Annotated in this window: 12 protein-coding genes; 2 read left to right on the forward strand and 10 right to left on the reverse strand. The window is 66.4% G+C overall.

All coding sequences use genetic code 11. The features are described 5' to 3' along the window. Positions 1-277: 277 nt before the first annotated feature. From DDE23_RS10380 to DDE23_RS10410, 8 genes are all read right to left on the reverse strand, one after another. Positions 278-979: an RES family NAD+ phosphorylase gene (locus DDE23_RS10380; protein WP_107751200.1), complete on the reverse strand. Its 702-nt coding sequence runs from the start codon at positions 977-979 to the stop codon at positions 278-280. After that, positions 976-1,365: an MbcA/ParS/Xre antitoxin family protein gene (locus DDE23_RS10385; protein ID WP_107751201.1), complete on the reverse strand. Its 390-nt coding sequence runs from the start codon at positions 1,363-1,365 to the stop codon at positions 976-978. The genes DDE23_RS10380 and DDE23_RS10385 overlap by 4 nt, the downstream gene beginning before the upstream one ends. Positions 1,366-1,502: 137 nt before the next feature. Next, positions 1,503-1,679, reverse strand: coding sequence for a hypothetical protein (locus tag DDE23_RS25050; protein WP_157958006.1), 177 nt, complete (start codon positions 1,677-1,679; stop codon positions 1,503-1,505). Between the two features lie 60 nt (positions 1,680-1,739). Further along, complete coding sequence (locus DDE23_RS10390; protein WP_107751202.1) at positions 1,740-3,119, reverse strand: ammonium transporter; 1,380 nt, start codon at positions 3,117-3,119, stop codon at positions 1,740-1,742. Between the two features lie 464 nt (positions 3,120-3,583). Further along, the gene (locus DDE23_RS10395; protein ID WP_107751203.1) at positions 3,584-4,138 is read right to left on the reverse strand and encodes a sarcosine oxidase subunit gamma; all 555 of its coding nucleotides are present in this window, start codon (positions 4,136-4,138) and stop codon (positions 3,584-3,586) included. After that, positions 4,131-7,070: a sarcosine oxidase subunit alpha family protein gene (locus tag DDE23_RS10400; RefSeq protein ID WP_107751204.1), complete on the reverse strand. Its 2,940-nt coding sequence runs from the start codon at positions 7,068-7,070 to the stop codon at positions 4,131-4,133. Before DDE23_RS10400 ends, DDE23_RS10395 begins: the two co-directional genes overlap by 8 nt. Then, positions 7,067-7,348: a sarcosine oxidase subunit delta gene (locus DDE23_RS10405; protein ID WP_107751205.1), complete on the reverse strand. Its 282-nt coding sequence runs from the start codon at positions 7,346-7,348 to the stop codon at positions 7,067-7,069. Before DDE23_RS10405 ends, DDE23_RS10400 begins: the two co-directional genes overlap by 4 nt. A gap of 10 nt (positions 7,349-7,358) precedes the next feature. Beyond that, a complete protein-coding gene (locus DDE23_RS10410; protein ID WP_107751206.1) occupies positions 7,359-8,609 on the reverse strand; it encodes a sarcosine oxidase subunit beta family protein in 1,251 nt (416 codons plus the stop codon). Between the two features lie 105 nt (positions 8,610-8,714). On the opposite strand from DDE23_RS10410, the gene DDE23_RS10415 reads away from it, so the two are divergent. After that, positions 8,715-9,668, forward strand: a complete 954-nt coding sequence (locus tag DDE23_RS10415; RefSeq protein WP_107751207.1) for a GlxA family transcriptional regulator — start codon at positions 8,715-8,717, stop codon at positions 9,666-9,668. Positions 9,669-9,962: 294 nt separating this feature from the next. Then, on the forward strand, positions 9,963-12,386 hold the full coding sequence (locus DDE23_RS10420) for an ATP-binding protein (protein ID WP_107751208.1): 2,424 nt from the start codon (positions 9,963-9,965) through the stop codon (positions 12,384-12,386). 153 nt (positions 12,387-12,539) lie between these two features. Here DDE23_RS10420 and glnT read toward each other — a convergent pair whose 3' ends face one another. Both glnT and DDE23_RS10430 read right to left on the reverse strand, forming a co-directional pair. Next, positions 12,540-13,844, reverse strand: a complete 1,305-nt coding sequence (gene glnT / locus DDE23_RS10425) for a type III glutamate--ammonia ligase (RefSeq protein ID WP_107751209.1) — start codon at positions 13,842-13,844, stop codon at positions 12,540-12,542. Positions 13,845-13,924: 80 nt separating this feature from the next. Further along, on the reverse strand, positions 13,925-15,250 hold the full coding sequence (locus tag DDE23_RS10430; RefSeq protein WP_107751210.1) for an FMN-binding glutamate synthase family protein: 1,326 nt from the start codon (positions 15,248-15,250) through the stop codon (positions 13,925-13,927). Positions 15,251-15,259: the final 9 nt, after the last annotated feature.

The raw sequence follows: 15,259 nt of genomic DNA on the forward strand, positions 1-15,259 counted from the left end.
GGGCAGCGCCCTGTCGTGATCGTGATCGCGCCTCACGGCGGGCGTCACCGTCGCTTTGACAGGGGCTGCCGCATCGCCGCCCTGTCGCGCATCGGGCCATAGCGCGAGACGTCAGGAAGGTCACCACAGCCACCCTCGGGACACCTGGGAAACCAGAGCCCCTGCCCGCGCAACCTGAGGACTTTCGCCGCTTGCGGACCCGTCCCGCCTCGGGTCTGCCGCCGACAGCGCCTGGCGCCCATGCGCGGCGGCAGGTTTTCGCACCGCCAGACGGGCCTCATCCCACCGCGAGGATCGAGTATTCCGGGCCGCCTTGCCAGACCAGATCCCACGAGGCCCCGGGTCGTACACTCTGGATCGCTCGGGGCTCGAAGCAGACCAGGCAATTCCCTCCTGGCCCGGGCGCCCGCACCGAGGGATAGATCAGCCCCCGTGAGCCCCCCCGTTGCAGGTGCTGCGCCAGCGCCTGACCCTCGGGGTAGCCGATCTGGGGATCGGGGTGCAGCGCCGGATGGTCGAGCTCATCCGTGAGGTCGTCGAACACGCCGATGAAATCGGCCAGCAATTCGACATAGCGGGCGCTGTCCTCATAGCAGCCGGTGAAGCCCAGTTCGCGCGTGCGGTGCCAGGCGACCTCGGAGACCGAGATCAAGACGTCCCAGGCGCAATACCAGGCGCCCCGCGCCTCGGTGTTGAAGCGGTTGCCACCCGCTCTTGTATAGGTAAAGGCCGCGTTGATGTGGCTGTCGCCGTAGAGGCGCAAGTCGCGGCTGCGGCGCTGCCAGGCCAGTTCGCGCGGGTCGAGATGCGGATTGCGGCCCCGTTCGGCCAACAGGCGGCCGCTGGTCATGCCCTCGATCTCGGCCAGGATGGCCAGCTCGTCGTCGCTGTCGACCAGACCACGCAGCGCCGGCGGTTTGTGGTAGGTGGCGGGCAACAAGCGAACGAGACCGCGGTCGGAAATCCCGGTCTGCCTCATGCACCGCCCCTGAGCGCATCGAGATAGGTGCGGATGGCAAGGATCTGCGGCAAGCCCCCCTCGATGGCGGTATCGACTGGGCGCTGGCCACCGAAAAGGGGTCCGGTATTCGGCCGTGTGAACCAGCCCCGCGCCAGCGGTTCGGAGAAATAGAGCTCCAGCGATTTGTAGGTGCCGATCACCGCGCTGAGCCGCAGCAGTTGATCCTTGGTCAATTCACCGGTGAAATCGGGCTTGCGGGCGCGTTTCCATGTGCTTTCGGACATGTCGGCAAGCGCCGCGGCCTCTTTCAGGCTCAGCGCCCAGGCATCGACAACCCGCGCGTAGGCCTTGAGGGCGACGGCGTTCACCTGGACAGGCTGTCGGATTCTGGCGGCAACGGGCATCTTGGCTCTCCTTTGGGCTCAAAATAGGCCATATGGCCGCAGTGTAAAGTCCATATGAACCAACCGGCCGGGCGTAGCCAAGCGAAAAGGGGCGGTTTGTCGCCCGCCCCCGTAGTCTCCACGACCGTAATGCCGGATCAGTTCTTCTTCTTCACCGCGTCATAGGCGTGTTTCTCATGCCGCCAGCCGAGGATCACGGCGGCGACGATGGCGGCCAGGCACAGGCCCAGCCAGACCCCCTCGACACTGCCATAGCCGGTGAAAATGGCCCCCGAGATACCGTCCCAAGTATTCGCGTCAAAAGGCGCTTCCATGGTGAATTTCCTTTCCTGTTGGAGGGAGGACCAGCAGAGGCGACCGCCGGTCCGCTTGCGTCATTCCGCCGGGCTGACCGAAGCGTTGATCCCTTCGGGATAGGCCCGCGACGGAACCTTGACGGCATCGAGTCCCAGGATCTCGACCTCGGGCGGGACCCGCAGCTGGCCGGTGACCTTCAGAATCAGCGACACCACATAGCCGGGCACGAAGCCCAAAAGGCCCATGGTCACCGCGCCGACCAGCTGACCCAGGAACGATGTGGTCACGACATCCTCGCCCGCCAGCGCCGGATAGCCCTGTGCGGCGATGCCGACTGCCAAGAGGCCCCACATGCCAAGGAACCCGTGAACCGCGAAGGCGCCGACCGCGTCGTCGATCCCGCGCCGCTCCAGGAACGAGGCGACGAAGGGCATGGCCGAGGCGCCGATGAAACCGATGGCAAAGGCCATGGGCGGATACCAGACATCAAGCCCCGCCGCGCAAGAGATGATCCCGCCAAGCGCGCCGGACATCATCCAGAACGGATCGCGCGTCACCATCCAGGCGCCGATGATGCCGCCAGCAAAGCCCATGATCGTGTTGAAGGTCATGCCCGACAGCGTCATCGGCGTGCCATAGATCGTGGCGCCCATGGTGGTCGACCAGCTCCAGGCCTCGCCCGGGACGATGACGCAGGCCATCAGGAAGCCCCAGAAGCCGGCGATGATCAGCATGAGGCCGATCAGCGTCATCGGCATGGAATGCCCGGCGATCTGGTTGGCCGAGCCATCCGGGTTGAACTTGCCCACGCGCGGGCCGAGGTTCAGCAGCACCCCCAGCGTGAAGAAGCCCGCGATCATGTGCACGACCCCCGCGGCGCCGAAATCGTGGTAGCCCCATTGGGTGACCAGCCAGCCATCCGCATGCCAGCCCCAGGCGGCGGCCAGGATCCAGACGAAAGCGCCCAGCACGATGGCGAGGACCACAAAGCCCGTCAGGCGGATCCGCTCGATCAGCGCGCCCGACAGGATCGAGGCGGTGGTCGCGGCGAAAAGGACGAAGGCGCCGAAGAACACCCCCGAGGATTTGTCATCGAGGTTCGGCCCCATGAAGGCCGACCAGGGCGCCGCGACCTCGGTCGCGTAGCCGATGCCCGAGATGCCCATTGCGCCCTCGGAGCCGCTGAGGCCCGTGGGGAAGGCCCAGTAGATCCACCAGCCGATGAAATAGAAGAAGGGCACGATCATCGCGAAGGCGAGGATGTTCTTGATCCCCGAGGCCAGCGCGTTCTTCGACCGCGAGGCGCCCATTTCATAGGCCAGGAACCCGGCATGGATCAGCACCATGAGCGGGATCGAGAGGAAGTAATAGGTTTCGGCGAAGATCGTGTTGGTTGCGGCCGCGCTCGCCTGCAACTGGGCGACCGCTTCGGCCAAGGTTGAGATGTCCGTTTCCACGTGTGGCTCCCTGTCTCCAAAAGACGGCATGTCATCCAGCGTGTCGGGTTTTTGGTCTGCACCAATTACGGGAATTGGCTCACTGGACCTTTTCACTCAGGCGCCACCATCACCGTGGGTCAATTATTTTTCTTGCGAAGGGGTAGCGGCGGCGCGCTTTCCCGGGGATTCCGGCGGGGATCGGAAAAGGTGCTGAAGAAATGTGCGTTCTCGCCCGATATCCAGCAAAATAAGGACAGGAAGCGGGGGGTTCCCCGGGCCCAGGAGGGGGGTTTCCGCTGAGTCGCCGAGTCGTTCCCGCGGCTCAGCGGGCAGCGGATTGGGCGCCCCAAAGGGCGCGCCCAGCCGTGGAAAAGGGGTGTACCAATTGGACCGGATGGACAAATTCCACCCGGTCCTTCCAGTGCATCAGGGCCGCCCCGGTGACGAGGCAGCCCCAGGTGGCGGCGTCACAAGGCCCGGGCTCAGCCCCGGCCAACCATCCGCGCGGCGATCCCGTCCAGCGCGTGCCACAGACTCTCCGCGGCCGAGCGCATGCCCCAGATCCCCAGCCGGTCCTCGGCCCGGCGCAGGACATAGGTGCCCAGATGCTCGATCGGGCTGCGCGTGGCGCTGCCCGGGGCGAAGCGGGCCAGATCGATATTCGCCGCGCGTTCGAGGAAGTGCTCGATGGGCGCAGCACCCGCCGATGAGGTGATCTCGAACAACACCCAGCCGTCGGTCTGTTCGGTGATCGAAGCGCCGGGCACCTTCCCCGCCAGCGTTGCCGCGACATCCGTCTCGGCCGCGCCCGGCAATTCGACCAGCCATTGCCCGGGGCCGGTCCAGATCAGCGTCAGGCCATCGGCCGCCTGCCAGCGCCCCGGACCCGGCAGGTCCAGCGCTGGCGGCGGCGTGCCGCGGCGGAGCGCCAGCGAGGCCAGACCGCACTCCGGCGTCTCGGTCAGGGTCAGCGCGCCATGGGTCACGCGGCGCGGAGTCCGGGCGCCCAGGGCGCAGAGGGGGGACAGATCAGGCACGCAGGCGCCCTCCTTCGGGATCGACGAAATGGCTGGGCACGACGCGGACCGCGACCTCGCTGCCCTGCAACGGGTTGGCGGCGGTGATCACCTCGCCCATGCGGTTCGCGCCATCTTCCAGGAATGCGAGCCCGATGGACGAGCCGACATGCGGCGAATAGGCGGCCGAGGTGATCCAGCCCTGGTCATGCGCCAGATCGCGCGGCGCGCCCTGCGTGAACAGATGCGAGCCCGGCACGACCGTATCCGCCGCGTTCACGGGTTGCAGCCCGACGAGCAGGCGCTTTTCGGCCGCCAGCCCCTCGCGCCGCGACATGATATTGCCGATCGCGTCCTTCTTGGACGAGACCATCTTGCCCAGGCCGATCATCTGGCCGGTGGTCTGGCCGTTGAGTTCCGCGCCGGCGGCATGGCCCTTCTCGATACGAAGAACCCCCAGCGCCTCGGTTCCGTAGGGCGTGGCGCCGAGGTCGGCGCCCGCCTCCATCAGCCGGGCCATCAACGCATGGCCGTAGCGCGCGGGCACCGCCAGCTCATAAGCCAGCTCGCCCGAGAAGGAGATACGGAATAGCCGTGCTCTGAGCCCGTTGCAGATGGTGAGCGGCGCGCAGGCCATGAAGGGAAACGCCTCGTTCGACAGGTCGAAACCGTCGACCAGCCGGGACAGGAGTTCGCGCGACTTGGGCCCCGCCACGGCGATCTGCGCCCAGGCGTCGGTCGTCGAGATCAGCTGCACATCCAGCTCGGGCCAGAGGCATTGCCGGGCGAATTCCATGTTGCGGTAAACCGGCCCGGCGTTGGCGGTGGTTGTGGTGACCACGTAATGATCCTCGGCCAGACGGGCGCAGGTGCCGTCGTCATAGGCCGTGCCATCCTCGCGCAGCATGAGGCCATAGCGCACCATGCCGACCTTCAGGCTGGCCATGGCATTGGCATAGAGCCGGTCGAGGAACAGCGTCGCATCGGCACCCTGCACATCGACTTTGCCCAGCGTGGTGACGTCGCAAAGGCCGACGTCCGCGCGGACCGACAGAACCTCGCGGTCAACCGATTGGCGCCAATGGGTTTCGCCCGGGCGGACGAAATATTGTGCGCGCATCCAGGGGCCGACCTCGACAAAGGTGGCACCGTTCGCCTTGGCCCAGTGATGGGTGGGCGTCAGGCGGCGGGGGCGGAAATGCGTGCCGGTATCGCCCCCGCCCAGCACGCCCAGCGAGACGCCGGTATAGGGCGGGCGGAAGATGGTGGTGCCGGTCTGCGGGATGGTCTTGCCGGTCAGTTCCGCCATCACCGCCAGCGCGGTGACATTGGCGGTCTTGCCCTGATCGGTCGCCATGCCCAGCGTGGTCCAGCGCTTCAGATGCTCGACCGGGCGCATGTTTTCCTTATGCGCCAGAACGATGTCCTTGACGGTCACGTCGTTCTGGAAATCGACCCAGGCGCGGCGCTTGCCGGGGACGTGCCAGATCGGCGCCGTGTTGTCGTAGCGCGCTTCGGCCCGCGGCAGCGGCAGCGCGGGCGTCGTCAGGCCCAGCTCCGCCAGCGCCTCGGTCGCAGCGCGCAGGCCATCGGCCAGCGCCTCGGCCGTGCTGCCCTTGCCGGCGCAGGCGCCCGCCGGGAACAATCCGCCCGGACCGCCCTGCCCTGGCACGAAGGCCAGGTTCCGCTCGTCCCAAACCGGCCGCCCGCGGTGATGCGAGGCGAGATGCACGTTCGGGTTCCACCCGCCCGCAACCCCCAGCGCGCCGACTTGCAGCGTGTCAGACCCGCGCGCCGTGCGCACGGTGAGGGAATGCAGGCCCAGACGGCCCTGGGTGCCGATCACATCGGCCTGGGGCAGCAGACGGTACTCGCCGTGACGCTCCACCCCGCGGCGGGCGTCGATCACCGCCGCGACCGGAATGCCCTTGGCCATGAGGTCCAGCGCCGTGCGATGGCCGTCATCGTTGTTGGTGAAGATCGCCACCGGCGCCCCGGTTCCCGGGGCGGTCGCCCAACGGTTGGCATAGGCGCGCATGGCCCCCGCCAGCATGATCCCCGGACGGTCGTTGTCGGCGAAGGGTATGTGCCGCTCGGTCGCGCCCGCCGCCAGCACCGCCCGTTTGGCGACGATCCGCCAGAGGGTCTGGCGCACCGCGCCGCCGGGGGTGGGCAGGTGGTCCGAAACTCGCTCGACCGCGCCATAGACGCCGTGGTCATAGACCCCGAAGATCACCGTCCGCGTCAGGATGCGGACGTTCGGCAGGCTTTCCAGCTCGGCCTTCACCGCGGCGACCCAATCCTGCGCCGGGGCGCCATCCAACTGGTCGCTCTCGGCCAGAAGCCTCCCGCCCAGCCGGAAATCCTCGTCCGCGAGGAGCACCTTGGCGCCCGCCCGACCGGCAGCCAGCGCCGCCGCCAGACCCGCGGGACCGGCGCCGACCACCAGGAGGTCGGCATGCAGATAGCCGCGGTCATAGGCGTCGGGATCGGGCAGTTCCGACAGCTCGCCCAACCCCGCCGCCCGGCGGATCGCTGGCTCGTAGAGCTTTTCCCAGAAGGCGCGCGGCCACATGAAGGTCTTGTAATAGAACCCCGCCGCGAAGAAGGGCGACAGCAGGTCGTTGACCGCCAGCAGGTCGAAATTCAGAGGCCCCACGTGGTTTTGCGAGCGGGCAACGAGGCCGTCGTAAAGCTCGGCCATGGTGGCGCGGGTGTTGGGTTCGGCCCGCGCACCCTCGCGCAAGGTGACCAAGGCGTTGGGCTCCTCGGACCCGGCCGAGACGATGCCGCGCGGCCGGTGATATTTGAAACTGCGCCCGACCAGCTGCACGCAATTGGCCAGAAGCGCCGAAGCCAATGTATCGCCGGGATGGCCCTGATAGCGCTTGCCGTTGAAGGTGAAGTGGATCGTCTGGCTGCGGTCGATCAGGCCGCCGGAAAGCCGTTTCATGCCATGTCTCCCTTGCGCGCCAAAGACACGTCGCGCGCCAGTTCCGCGCCCAGGATCTCGTGCGTCAGCGTGTTGCGCGTGACCACCAGCCAGGAGCGATCGCCCTGTTCGTGAAACCACAGCTCGCGGTGAACCCCGGCCGGGTTGTCCCTCAGATAGACATACTCGGCCAACTCCGCCTCATTGCCGCCGGTCGGGCGGTCGATCAGCCGCGCGTCGCCGAGATAGGTGAATTCCTGCGCGTCGCGCAGGCCGAGAAGGGGGTGCGGGATCAGCATGGCAGCGCCCTCAATGCAGGTTGGGTTGGGCGCCGACGCCCTTTTCATCGATCACGCGGCCCTTCGCGAACCGGTCCAGCCGGTAGGCGGTGGCCGTCTCGTGCGGGGTATCGGTAGCCAGCAGATGCGCGAAGGCATAGCCCGAGGCAGGCGTCGCCTTGAACCCGCCATAGCACCAGCCAGCGTTGAGATAGAGCCCGTCCACCGGCGTCCGGTCGATGATCGGCGAGCCGTCCATCGACATGTCCATAACCCCACCCCAACTGCGCAACAGCCGCGCGCGCCCAATCCGGGGCATCAGGGCCATGCCACCCTCGATCACATCCTCGACCACCGGCAGGTTGCCGCGTTGGGCATAGGAATTGTAGCCGTCGATATCGCCGCCAAAGACGAGACCACCCTTGTCCGACTGGCTGACATAGAAATGACCGGCGCCGAAGGTGATGACCCCGTCAATGGCCGGCTTCAGCCCTTCCGAGACGAAGGCTTGCAAGACATGGCTCTCGATCGGCATGCGAAGCCCCGCCTGCGCCATCACGCGCGAGGTCGAGCCCGCCACCGCCACGCCGACCTTCCTTGCGCGGATCGACCCACGGCTGGTTTCGACGCCCAGAATGCGGCCGTTTTCGATCTGCAGACCGGTAACCTCGCAATTCTGAATGATGTCGACGCCGCGCAGATCGGCGGCCCGGGCATAGCCCCAGGCCACACCGTCATGGCGCGCGGTCCCGGCCCGGCGTTGCAGCAGGCCGCCCTTGATCGGGAAGCGGGCATTGTCGAAATTGAGCCAAGGGTACATCTTGCGGACCCCCGCCTGATCCAGCAGCTCCGCCCCTGCCCCAGTCAGATGCATGGCATTGCCGCGCCGCCGGTAGGCATCGCGCTGCGCATCCGAATGATAGAGGTTCAGGATGCCGCGCTGACTGACCATGGCGTTGAAATTGATCGATTGCTCCAGATTCTCCCACAGCTTCATCGAGAATTCGTAGAAGGGCTGGTTACCGGGCAGCAGGTAGTTCGAGCGGATGATCGTCGTATTCCGCCCGATGTTGCCGGAGCCCAGCCAGCCCTTCTCCAGCACCGCCACTTTGCGGATGCCATAGACCTCTGCCAGATAGAACGCGGTGGCGAGCCCATGCCCGCCGCCGCCGACGATCACCACGTCATACTCGGCCTGCGGATCGGGATCGCGCCACAGGGGCTTCCACCCCTTGTGGCCGGTCAGAGCCTCGGCAAATACCCGGAAACCGGAAAATCTCATCGGCGCGACTCCTTGGCTGGCACCGTCTGCATGGGGTCAGACTAGAGGCTTCTGACGGGGCATTTCTTTCTTGATACGGCCATTCTTTTCCGAAATCCTGCCATCATGAGTGTCAAGCGTATCGCCTTCGTCCTGATCGACGGATTCGCCCTGATGTCCACCGCCGCGGCGATGGAACCCTTGCGCGCGGCCAATCACCTGTCGGGTGAGAACCTCTATGATATCCGTATCTTCGCCCCGGATCCCGGGCCGGTCCGCGCCTCGCTCGGCAGCTGGTTCGAAGCCGAGGTCCTGCCCCCCGATCCCGGCGATCTGGACATGGTCTTTGCCGTGGCCGGGGGCGATCCGCTGTCGCCGCGCGACACGCGGCTGTTTGACTGGCTCAGGCGTGTGGACCGGACCGGCGTAGCCCTTGGCGGGATCTCGGGCGGGGCGGCGGTCCTGTGGCGGGCCGGGCTCTTGGACGGGCGGCGCTTCACCATTCACTGGCATCATATGGAGGCGATGCGGGCCGAAGCGCCGCGGGCGCTGATGGAACAACGCCTCTTTGTGATCGACCGCGACCGCTACACCTGCGCGGGGGGCACCGCGCCCCTCGACATGATGCTGGCGATCATCACCCGCGACCACGGCAGCCGTTTCGCCCGGCGCATCGCCGATTGGTTCATCCAGACCGAGATGCGGCCCGCCGATGCCCCTCAGCAGGGGCGCGGTGGCCCGGGCCATGCCGCCCTGCCCGGTCCGGTCCGAGCGGCGCTTGAGCTGATGGAGACCCATGTCGCAGATCCACTGGACGTCGGTCAGATCGCCGCGCTGGTCGCGCTGTCGCCTCGCCAGTTGCAGCGCCATTTCACCGAGAGCCTGGGCGCCCCGGTGGCCGAGGTCTATCGCAACCTGCGGCTGGACGTGGCGCGGGATCTGGTGCGCCGTTCGTCCCTCAGAATGGGAGAGATCGCACTGATGGCCGGTTTCGCCAGCCAGGCGCATTTCTCGGACGCGTTCCGCACCCGCTTCGGCCACCCTCCCCGGGACGAGCGCGAAGGCTCAGGCCAGCGGTGAGGCGCCCTTGTGACCAGCGCTCGAAGCCGGCCTTTGTCCAAATTGCAACGCCTCTATGCAATTTGCGTCGCAAAACGACCAGAATCTGCCGGAACGCCAGGGAAGATGTCGACCCGTCCGGCGCTTTGCCGTAGGAGGAAGGGGCAGGGAGTCAGGGGGATGGGGCGGGAGTGTGAGGGTCTGGTCGGCAAGCCGATGCCCCGCCTTGGCCCTCCCTTGCGCCTTGGGAAACTCGACCGGAAGAGGTCGCAGGATTGCGATGACCTCTCGTGATAGTCAATTTGGAAGCATGGGATGCGACGCATCGTTCGGATAACATATCTGCCCGCGGCAATTTCGATCGTCGTCGTCTTCCTGCTCTGGACCTCGGCCGAATCGCAGAACCGCGCGGTGCATCATCAAGCCATGCGGCAAGAAGTCCTCGCGGTAACCAGCGTGCTGCGCGCGCATATCGAAGGCACCCTGTCGTCCAACATCCAGCTCGTCCGCGGCCTGATCGCGACACTCACCACCGAGCCGGATATGGACGCCGACCGCTTTGGCGAACTGGCATCAGCGCTGGCGGACCGCGATTCACTGATCCGCAGCCTCGCAGCCGCGCCCGACATGGTGATCCGCTACATCTATCCGATGGAAGGAAACTCCGCCGCCATCGGCTTGGATTACATGGAGAATCCGACGCAGCGAGAGGCCGCCGTAAGGGCGCGCGACAGCGGCGAGCTGGTGCTGGCTGGACCGGTGAACCTGGTACAGGGGGGCGTAGGCTTTGTCAGCCGCTTTCCTGTCTTCATCCCGGACGGTACCGCTCAGGGCCGGTTCTGGGGCCTGGTCTCGGCAGTGATCGACGCGGACCGCTTTTACGCCGCAACCGGCCTCGTCGACGAGGCGCTGCCGATCCGCCTGGCCTTGCGGGGCGCCGATGCCAGCGGACCGCGCGGGCCGGTTTTCTTCGGCGACGCCGAGATACTCGGACTGGATCCGGTGCAAATGCCGATCACCCTTCCCTTCGGCACCTGGCAGATCTCGGCCATTCCGCGCAGTGGCTGGCATCCGTCGCCGCCCAACCTCTGGACACTTCGGCTCTGGCTGCTGATGGGAGCCGGGCTGATCGTGATCCCCAGCTTGATGATGGGGCGGCTGCTGGACGAGCGGGCGCGCAACGTCGGGCGCCTGCAACAGGCGCTGCGCCGACAGGGCGAGACGAACAGCCGCTATCAGAGCGTCTCGCGGATCAGCCGCAGCTTTCTGTGGGAACAGGATGCCGAGGGCAGGCTGACCTATCTCTCCTCGAGCTATCAGGACATCACAGGACTGCCGCGTCAGCAGCTGATCGGCAAGGGTCTGCGCGATCTCGGCCGCGGAGATGCCACCGATCGACAGACGGTGGATTGGGGTTCCCTGGACGGGACGATAGCCGGACAGCAAACCTTCAAGGATTTCGTTTTTCCGTTGAACACGCAGGGCCACGGCGAGATCTGGCTGCAACTGTCGGGGACGCCCGTCTTCGACGACAAGGGGAAGCTGCGCGGCTATCGCGGCGCGGGCATGGACGTGACCAGCGTACAGCGGGCCCGGCAGGCGGCAGACGAGTCCAGCCGCGCCAAGTCGATCTTCCTGGCCAACATGAGCCACGAGATCCGCACGCCGCTGAACGGCGTGCTGGGCATGGCCCAGGTGTTGGAAAGCCTGATCAATGACCCCGAGAAGCGGGCCATGGTCACCACGATCCGCGAGAGCGGACAGAGCCTGAACAACATCCTCAACGACATTCTTGACCTGTCGAAGATCGAGGCGAACAAGCTCGAACTCGAGGAGAACCCGTTCCAGCCCGAAGAGACGCTGCAGCGCATCGTCGCCCTTCACCAGCTGCGGGCCGAGGAAAAGGGTCTGGATCTGAGCCTCTCGGGGCTGCTGCCACAGGGGCCGGCGCGCACTGGCGACGTGCATCGGTTCGGCCAGATCCTGCACAACCTGATCTCAAACGCCATCAAGTTCACCGAGAAGGGATCCGTGTCGGTCGTGGTGTCGAACCGCACCGGTCAGGATCTGAGCCTCTGCATCACCGATACCGGCCCCGGCATGTCGCCCGAGCAACTGGAATCGCTGTTCGAAGCCTTCGTGCAGGGCGACGGGTCGGTCGCACGGCGCTATGGGGGCACCGGCCTCGGCATGTCGATCGTGCGCCATCTGGTGACGATGATGAAGGGCCAGATCGACGTCCGGTCGGTTCTGGGCGAGGGCACGTCGATCACCGTGCTGTTGCCGCTTCCCGACCAGGCGGTGGCCCAACCAGCCAGTGCCGAAGGCGCTTCCGCACAGGACCTGGCGGGGCTGAAATTGCTGGCGGCGGATGACAATGCCACCAACCGGCGGGTTCTGGAGGCGATGCTGCGCGGCACGGGCGTGGTCCTGACGCTGGTCAACAACGGTCAACAAGCGGTCGAGGCCTGGCGCGACGAGGCGCCTGACGTGATGTTGCTGGACATTTCGATGCCGGTTCTCGGCGGCATCGCGGCGCGCAGCCAGATCGCGCGTGAGTCCGACGCAACGGGCCGCTCCTGCCCGCCGACCATCGCCTTCACCGCCAACGTGATGGCGCATCAGGTGCGCGAATACCTTGACGAGGGCTTCGTCGGCTGCGTGGCGAAACCGCAGAACCGGGCGCTGTTGCTCGATGCGCTGCGCTCGGCGAAAGAGCAGCAGGGGCTGGTCTCGTGACGATCCGGCACCGGACCTGCCCGGTCGGGGGCTCGAAGGGTCTGCGTCGGTTGCGGTGAAGAGACCGGGGTGCTCAAAAAAAACGGGGGCCGTTGGCCCCCGGAAGGTTCGGGCCGGTGGGAGACTGATCCCCGGCCCTCTCAGGGTTCGTGTTCAGATGTCGAGCGTGTTGTCCCGCTCCCAGCGCGTGAAATGGGAAACGAAACTGTTCCATTCCTTGCGCTTGAGCTTGATGTAGCTGGCCGAAAAACCGGTCCCCAGCATCGCTTTCAGCTCGTCGTCCTTGTCGAAGTTGCGGATCGCGTCCAGCAGGTTCAGCGGCAGTTTCGGCGCATCGGTGATCTGATGCCCCTCGGCATACATGTCGATGTCGTAGCGCCGCCCCGGATCGGCCTTGCAGCGCACGCCCGAGAGACCGGCGGCTATGATTACGGCCTGCAGCAGATAGGGGTTCACGGCGCCATCGGGCAGGCGCAGCTCGAACCGGCCGGGCCCGGGGACGCGCACCATGTGGGTGCGGTTGTTGCCGGTCCAGGTCACCGAATTCGGCGCCCAGGTCGCGCCCGAGGCGGTGCGCGGCGCGTTGATGCGCTTGTAGCTGTTCACCGTCGGGTTGGTGATCGCGGCCAGCGCCTCGGCGTGTTTCATGATCCCGCCAAGGAAGGTGCGACCCTGATCGGACAGGCCCAGCTCCTTGGATTTGTCGGCGAAGACGTTGGTCTTGCCCTCATTGTCCCAGACCGAGATATGCGCGTGGCAGCCGTTGCCGGTCAGCCCCTCGATGGGCTTGGGCATGAAAGTGGCGCGCAGGCCGTGCTTTTCGGCCACCGACTTGACCATGAACTTGAAGAAGGAATGGCGGTCGGCGGTGATCAGCGCGTCGTCGTATTCCCAGTTCATCTCGAACTGGCCGTTCGCGTCCTCGTGGTCGTTCTGGTAAGGCCCCCAGCCGAGGTCGAGCATGTAATCGCAGATCTCGGCGATCACGTCATAGCGGCGCATGACCGCCTGCTGGTCGTAGCAGGGCTTCTCGGCGGTGTCGGCCTCGTCCGAGATCTGCTCGCCATCCGGCGTCAGCAGGAAGAACTCGGGCTCGATCCCGGTCTTGACGCGCAGGCCCTCCTTGGCGGCCTCGGCCACCAGCTTGCGCAGGACGTTGCGCGGCGCCTGCTCCAGCTCCTTGCCCTCCATCACGCAATCGGCCGCGACCCAGGCGACCTCGGGCTTCCAGGGCAGCTGGATGACCGAGGCGGGGTCCGGTACGGCCAGCATGTCGGGATGCGCCGGGGTCAGATCGAGCCAGGTCGCGAAACCGGCGAAACCGGCCCCGTCCTCTTGCATATCGGCAATGGCCTGGGCCGGCACCAGCTTGGCGCGCTGTCCACCGAACAGATCGGTGTAGGAAATCATGAAATACTTTACGCCCTTGTCGCGGGCGAAGGCAGCGAGATCGGTCATAGGCCTTCCTTTTTTCCCTGTTGGTGGCGCGGGCTTGTCTCCGCCCGCGTCCCCGTCATCGAATTGCCGTCGTCCCGGCCTCAGAAGCCCGGCTTGCCCGGGTACCAGTCGGTGCCAGCCAGCGGCACCCGCGCCATGGCGGCGGCCTCCATGGTCAGCGCACAGAGATCCTCGGGTTCGAGGTTGTGCACATGGCTCTTGCCGCAGGCGCGCGCGATGGTCTGGCACTCCAGTGTCATCACGTTGAGGTAGTTGCGCAACCGCCGCCCCGCGGCGATGGGATCGAGCCGCTTCATCAGCTCGGGGTCCTGCGTGGTGATCCCGGCCGGGTCGCGACCTTCGTGCCAATCGTCATAGGCGCCGGTGGTCGAGCCGAGCTTCTGGTACTCGCTCTCCCATTTGGGGTCATTGTCCCCCAGCGCGATCAGCGCCGCGGTGCCGATCGAGACGGCATCCGCCCCCAGTGCAAGGGCCTTCGCCACATCCGCGCCGTTGCGGATCCCGCCCGAGACGATCAGCTGCACCTTGCGGTGCATGCCCAGGTCCTGCAGGGCCTGAACGGCGGGACGGATACAGGCCAGCGTCGGCTGGCCGACATGTTCGATGAACACGTCCTGCGTCGCCGCGGTGCCGCCCTGCATGCCGTCCAGCACCACCACATCGGCCCCGGCCTTCACCGCCAGCGCCGTGTCGTAATAGGGGCGCGCGCCGCCGATCTTGATGTAGATCGGCTTTTCCCAACCCGTGATCTCGCGCAGTTCGAGGATCTTGATCTCCAGATCGTCCGGCCCGGTCCAGTCGGGGTGACGGCAGGCCGAGCGCTGGTCAATGCCCACGGGCAGCGAGCGCATGTCGGCCACGCGCTGGGTGATCTTCTGGCCCAGCAGCATGCCGCCGCCGCCGGGCTTGGCACCCTGCCCGACCACGACCTCGATGGCATCGGCGCGGCGCAGGTCGTCGGGGTTCATGCCGTAGCGCGAGGGCAGGTACTGGTAGACCAGCTGCGTGGAATGCCCGCGCTCCTCATTCGTCATGCCACCGTCGCCCGTGGTGGTCGAGGTCCCGGCAGCAGAAGCGCCGCGGCCCAAGGCCTCCTTGGCATTGGCCGAGAGCGAGCCGAAGGACATGCCGGCAATGGTGATCGGGATCTTCAGCTCGATGGGCTTCTTCGCGAACCGCGTGCCCAGCGTGACCGAGGTGTCGCAGCGCTCGCGGTAGCCTTCCAGCGGATAGCGGCTGATCGAGGCGCCGAGGAACAGCAGATCGTCGAAATGCGGCACCCGGCGTTTCGCGCCACCCCCGCGGATATCGTAGATCCCCGTCGCAGCGGCGCGGCGGATCTCGGAATTGGTCTCGTTCGAGAAGGTCCACGACTGGCGCGGCAGGGTTTGGGGGGTCTTGTCCATGGGGTGGGC

This window comes from Pararhodobacter aggregans (genome assembly GCF_003075525.1).
Taxonomy (GTDB): domain Bacteria; phylum Pseudomonadota; class Alphaproteobacteria; order Rhodobacterales; family Rhodobacteraceae; genus Pararhodobacter; species Pararhodobacter aggregans.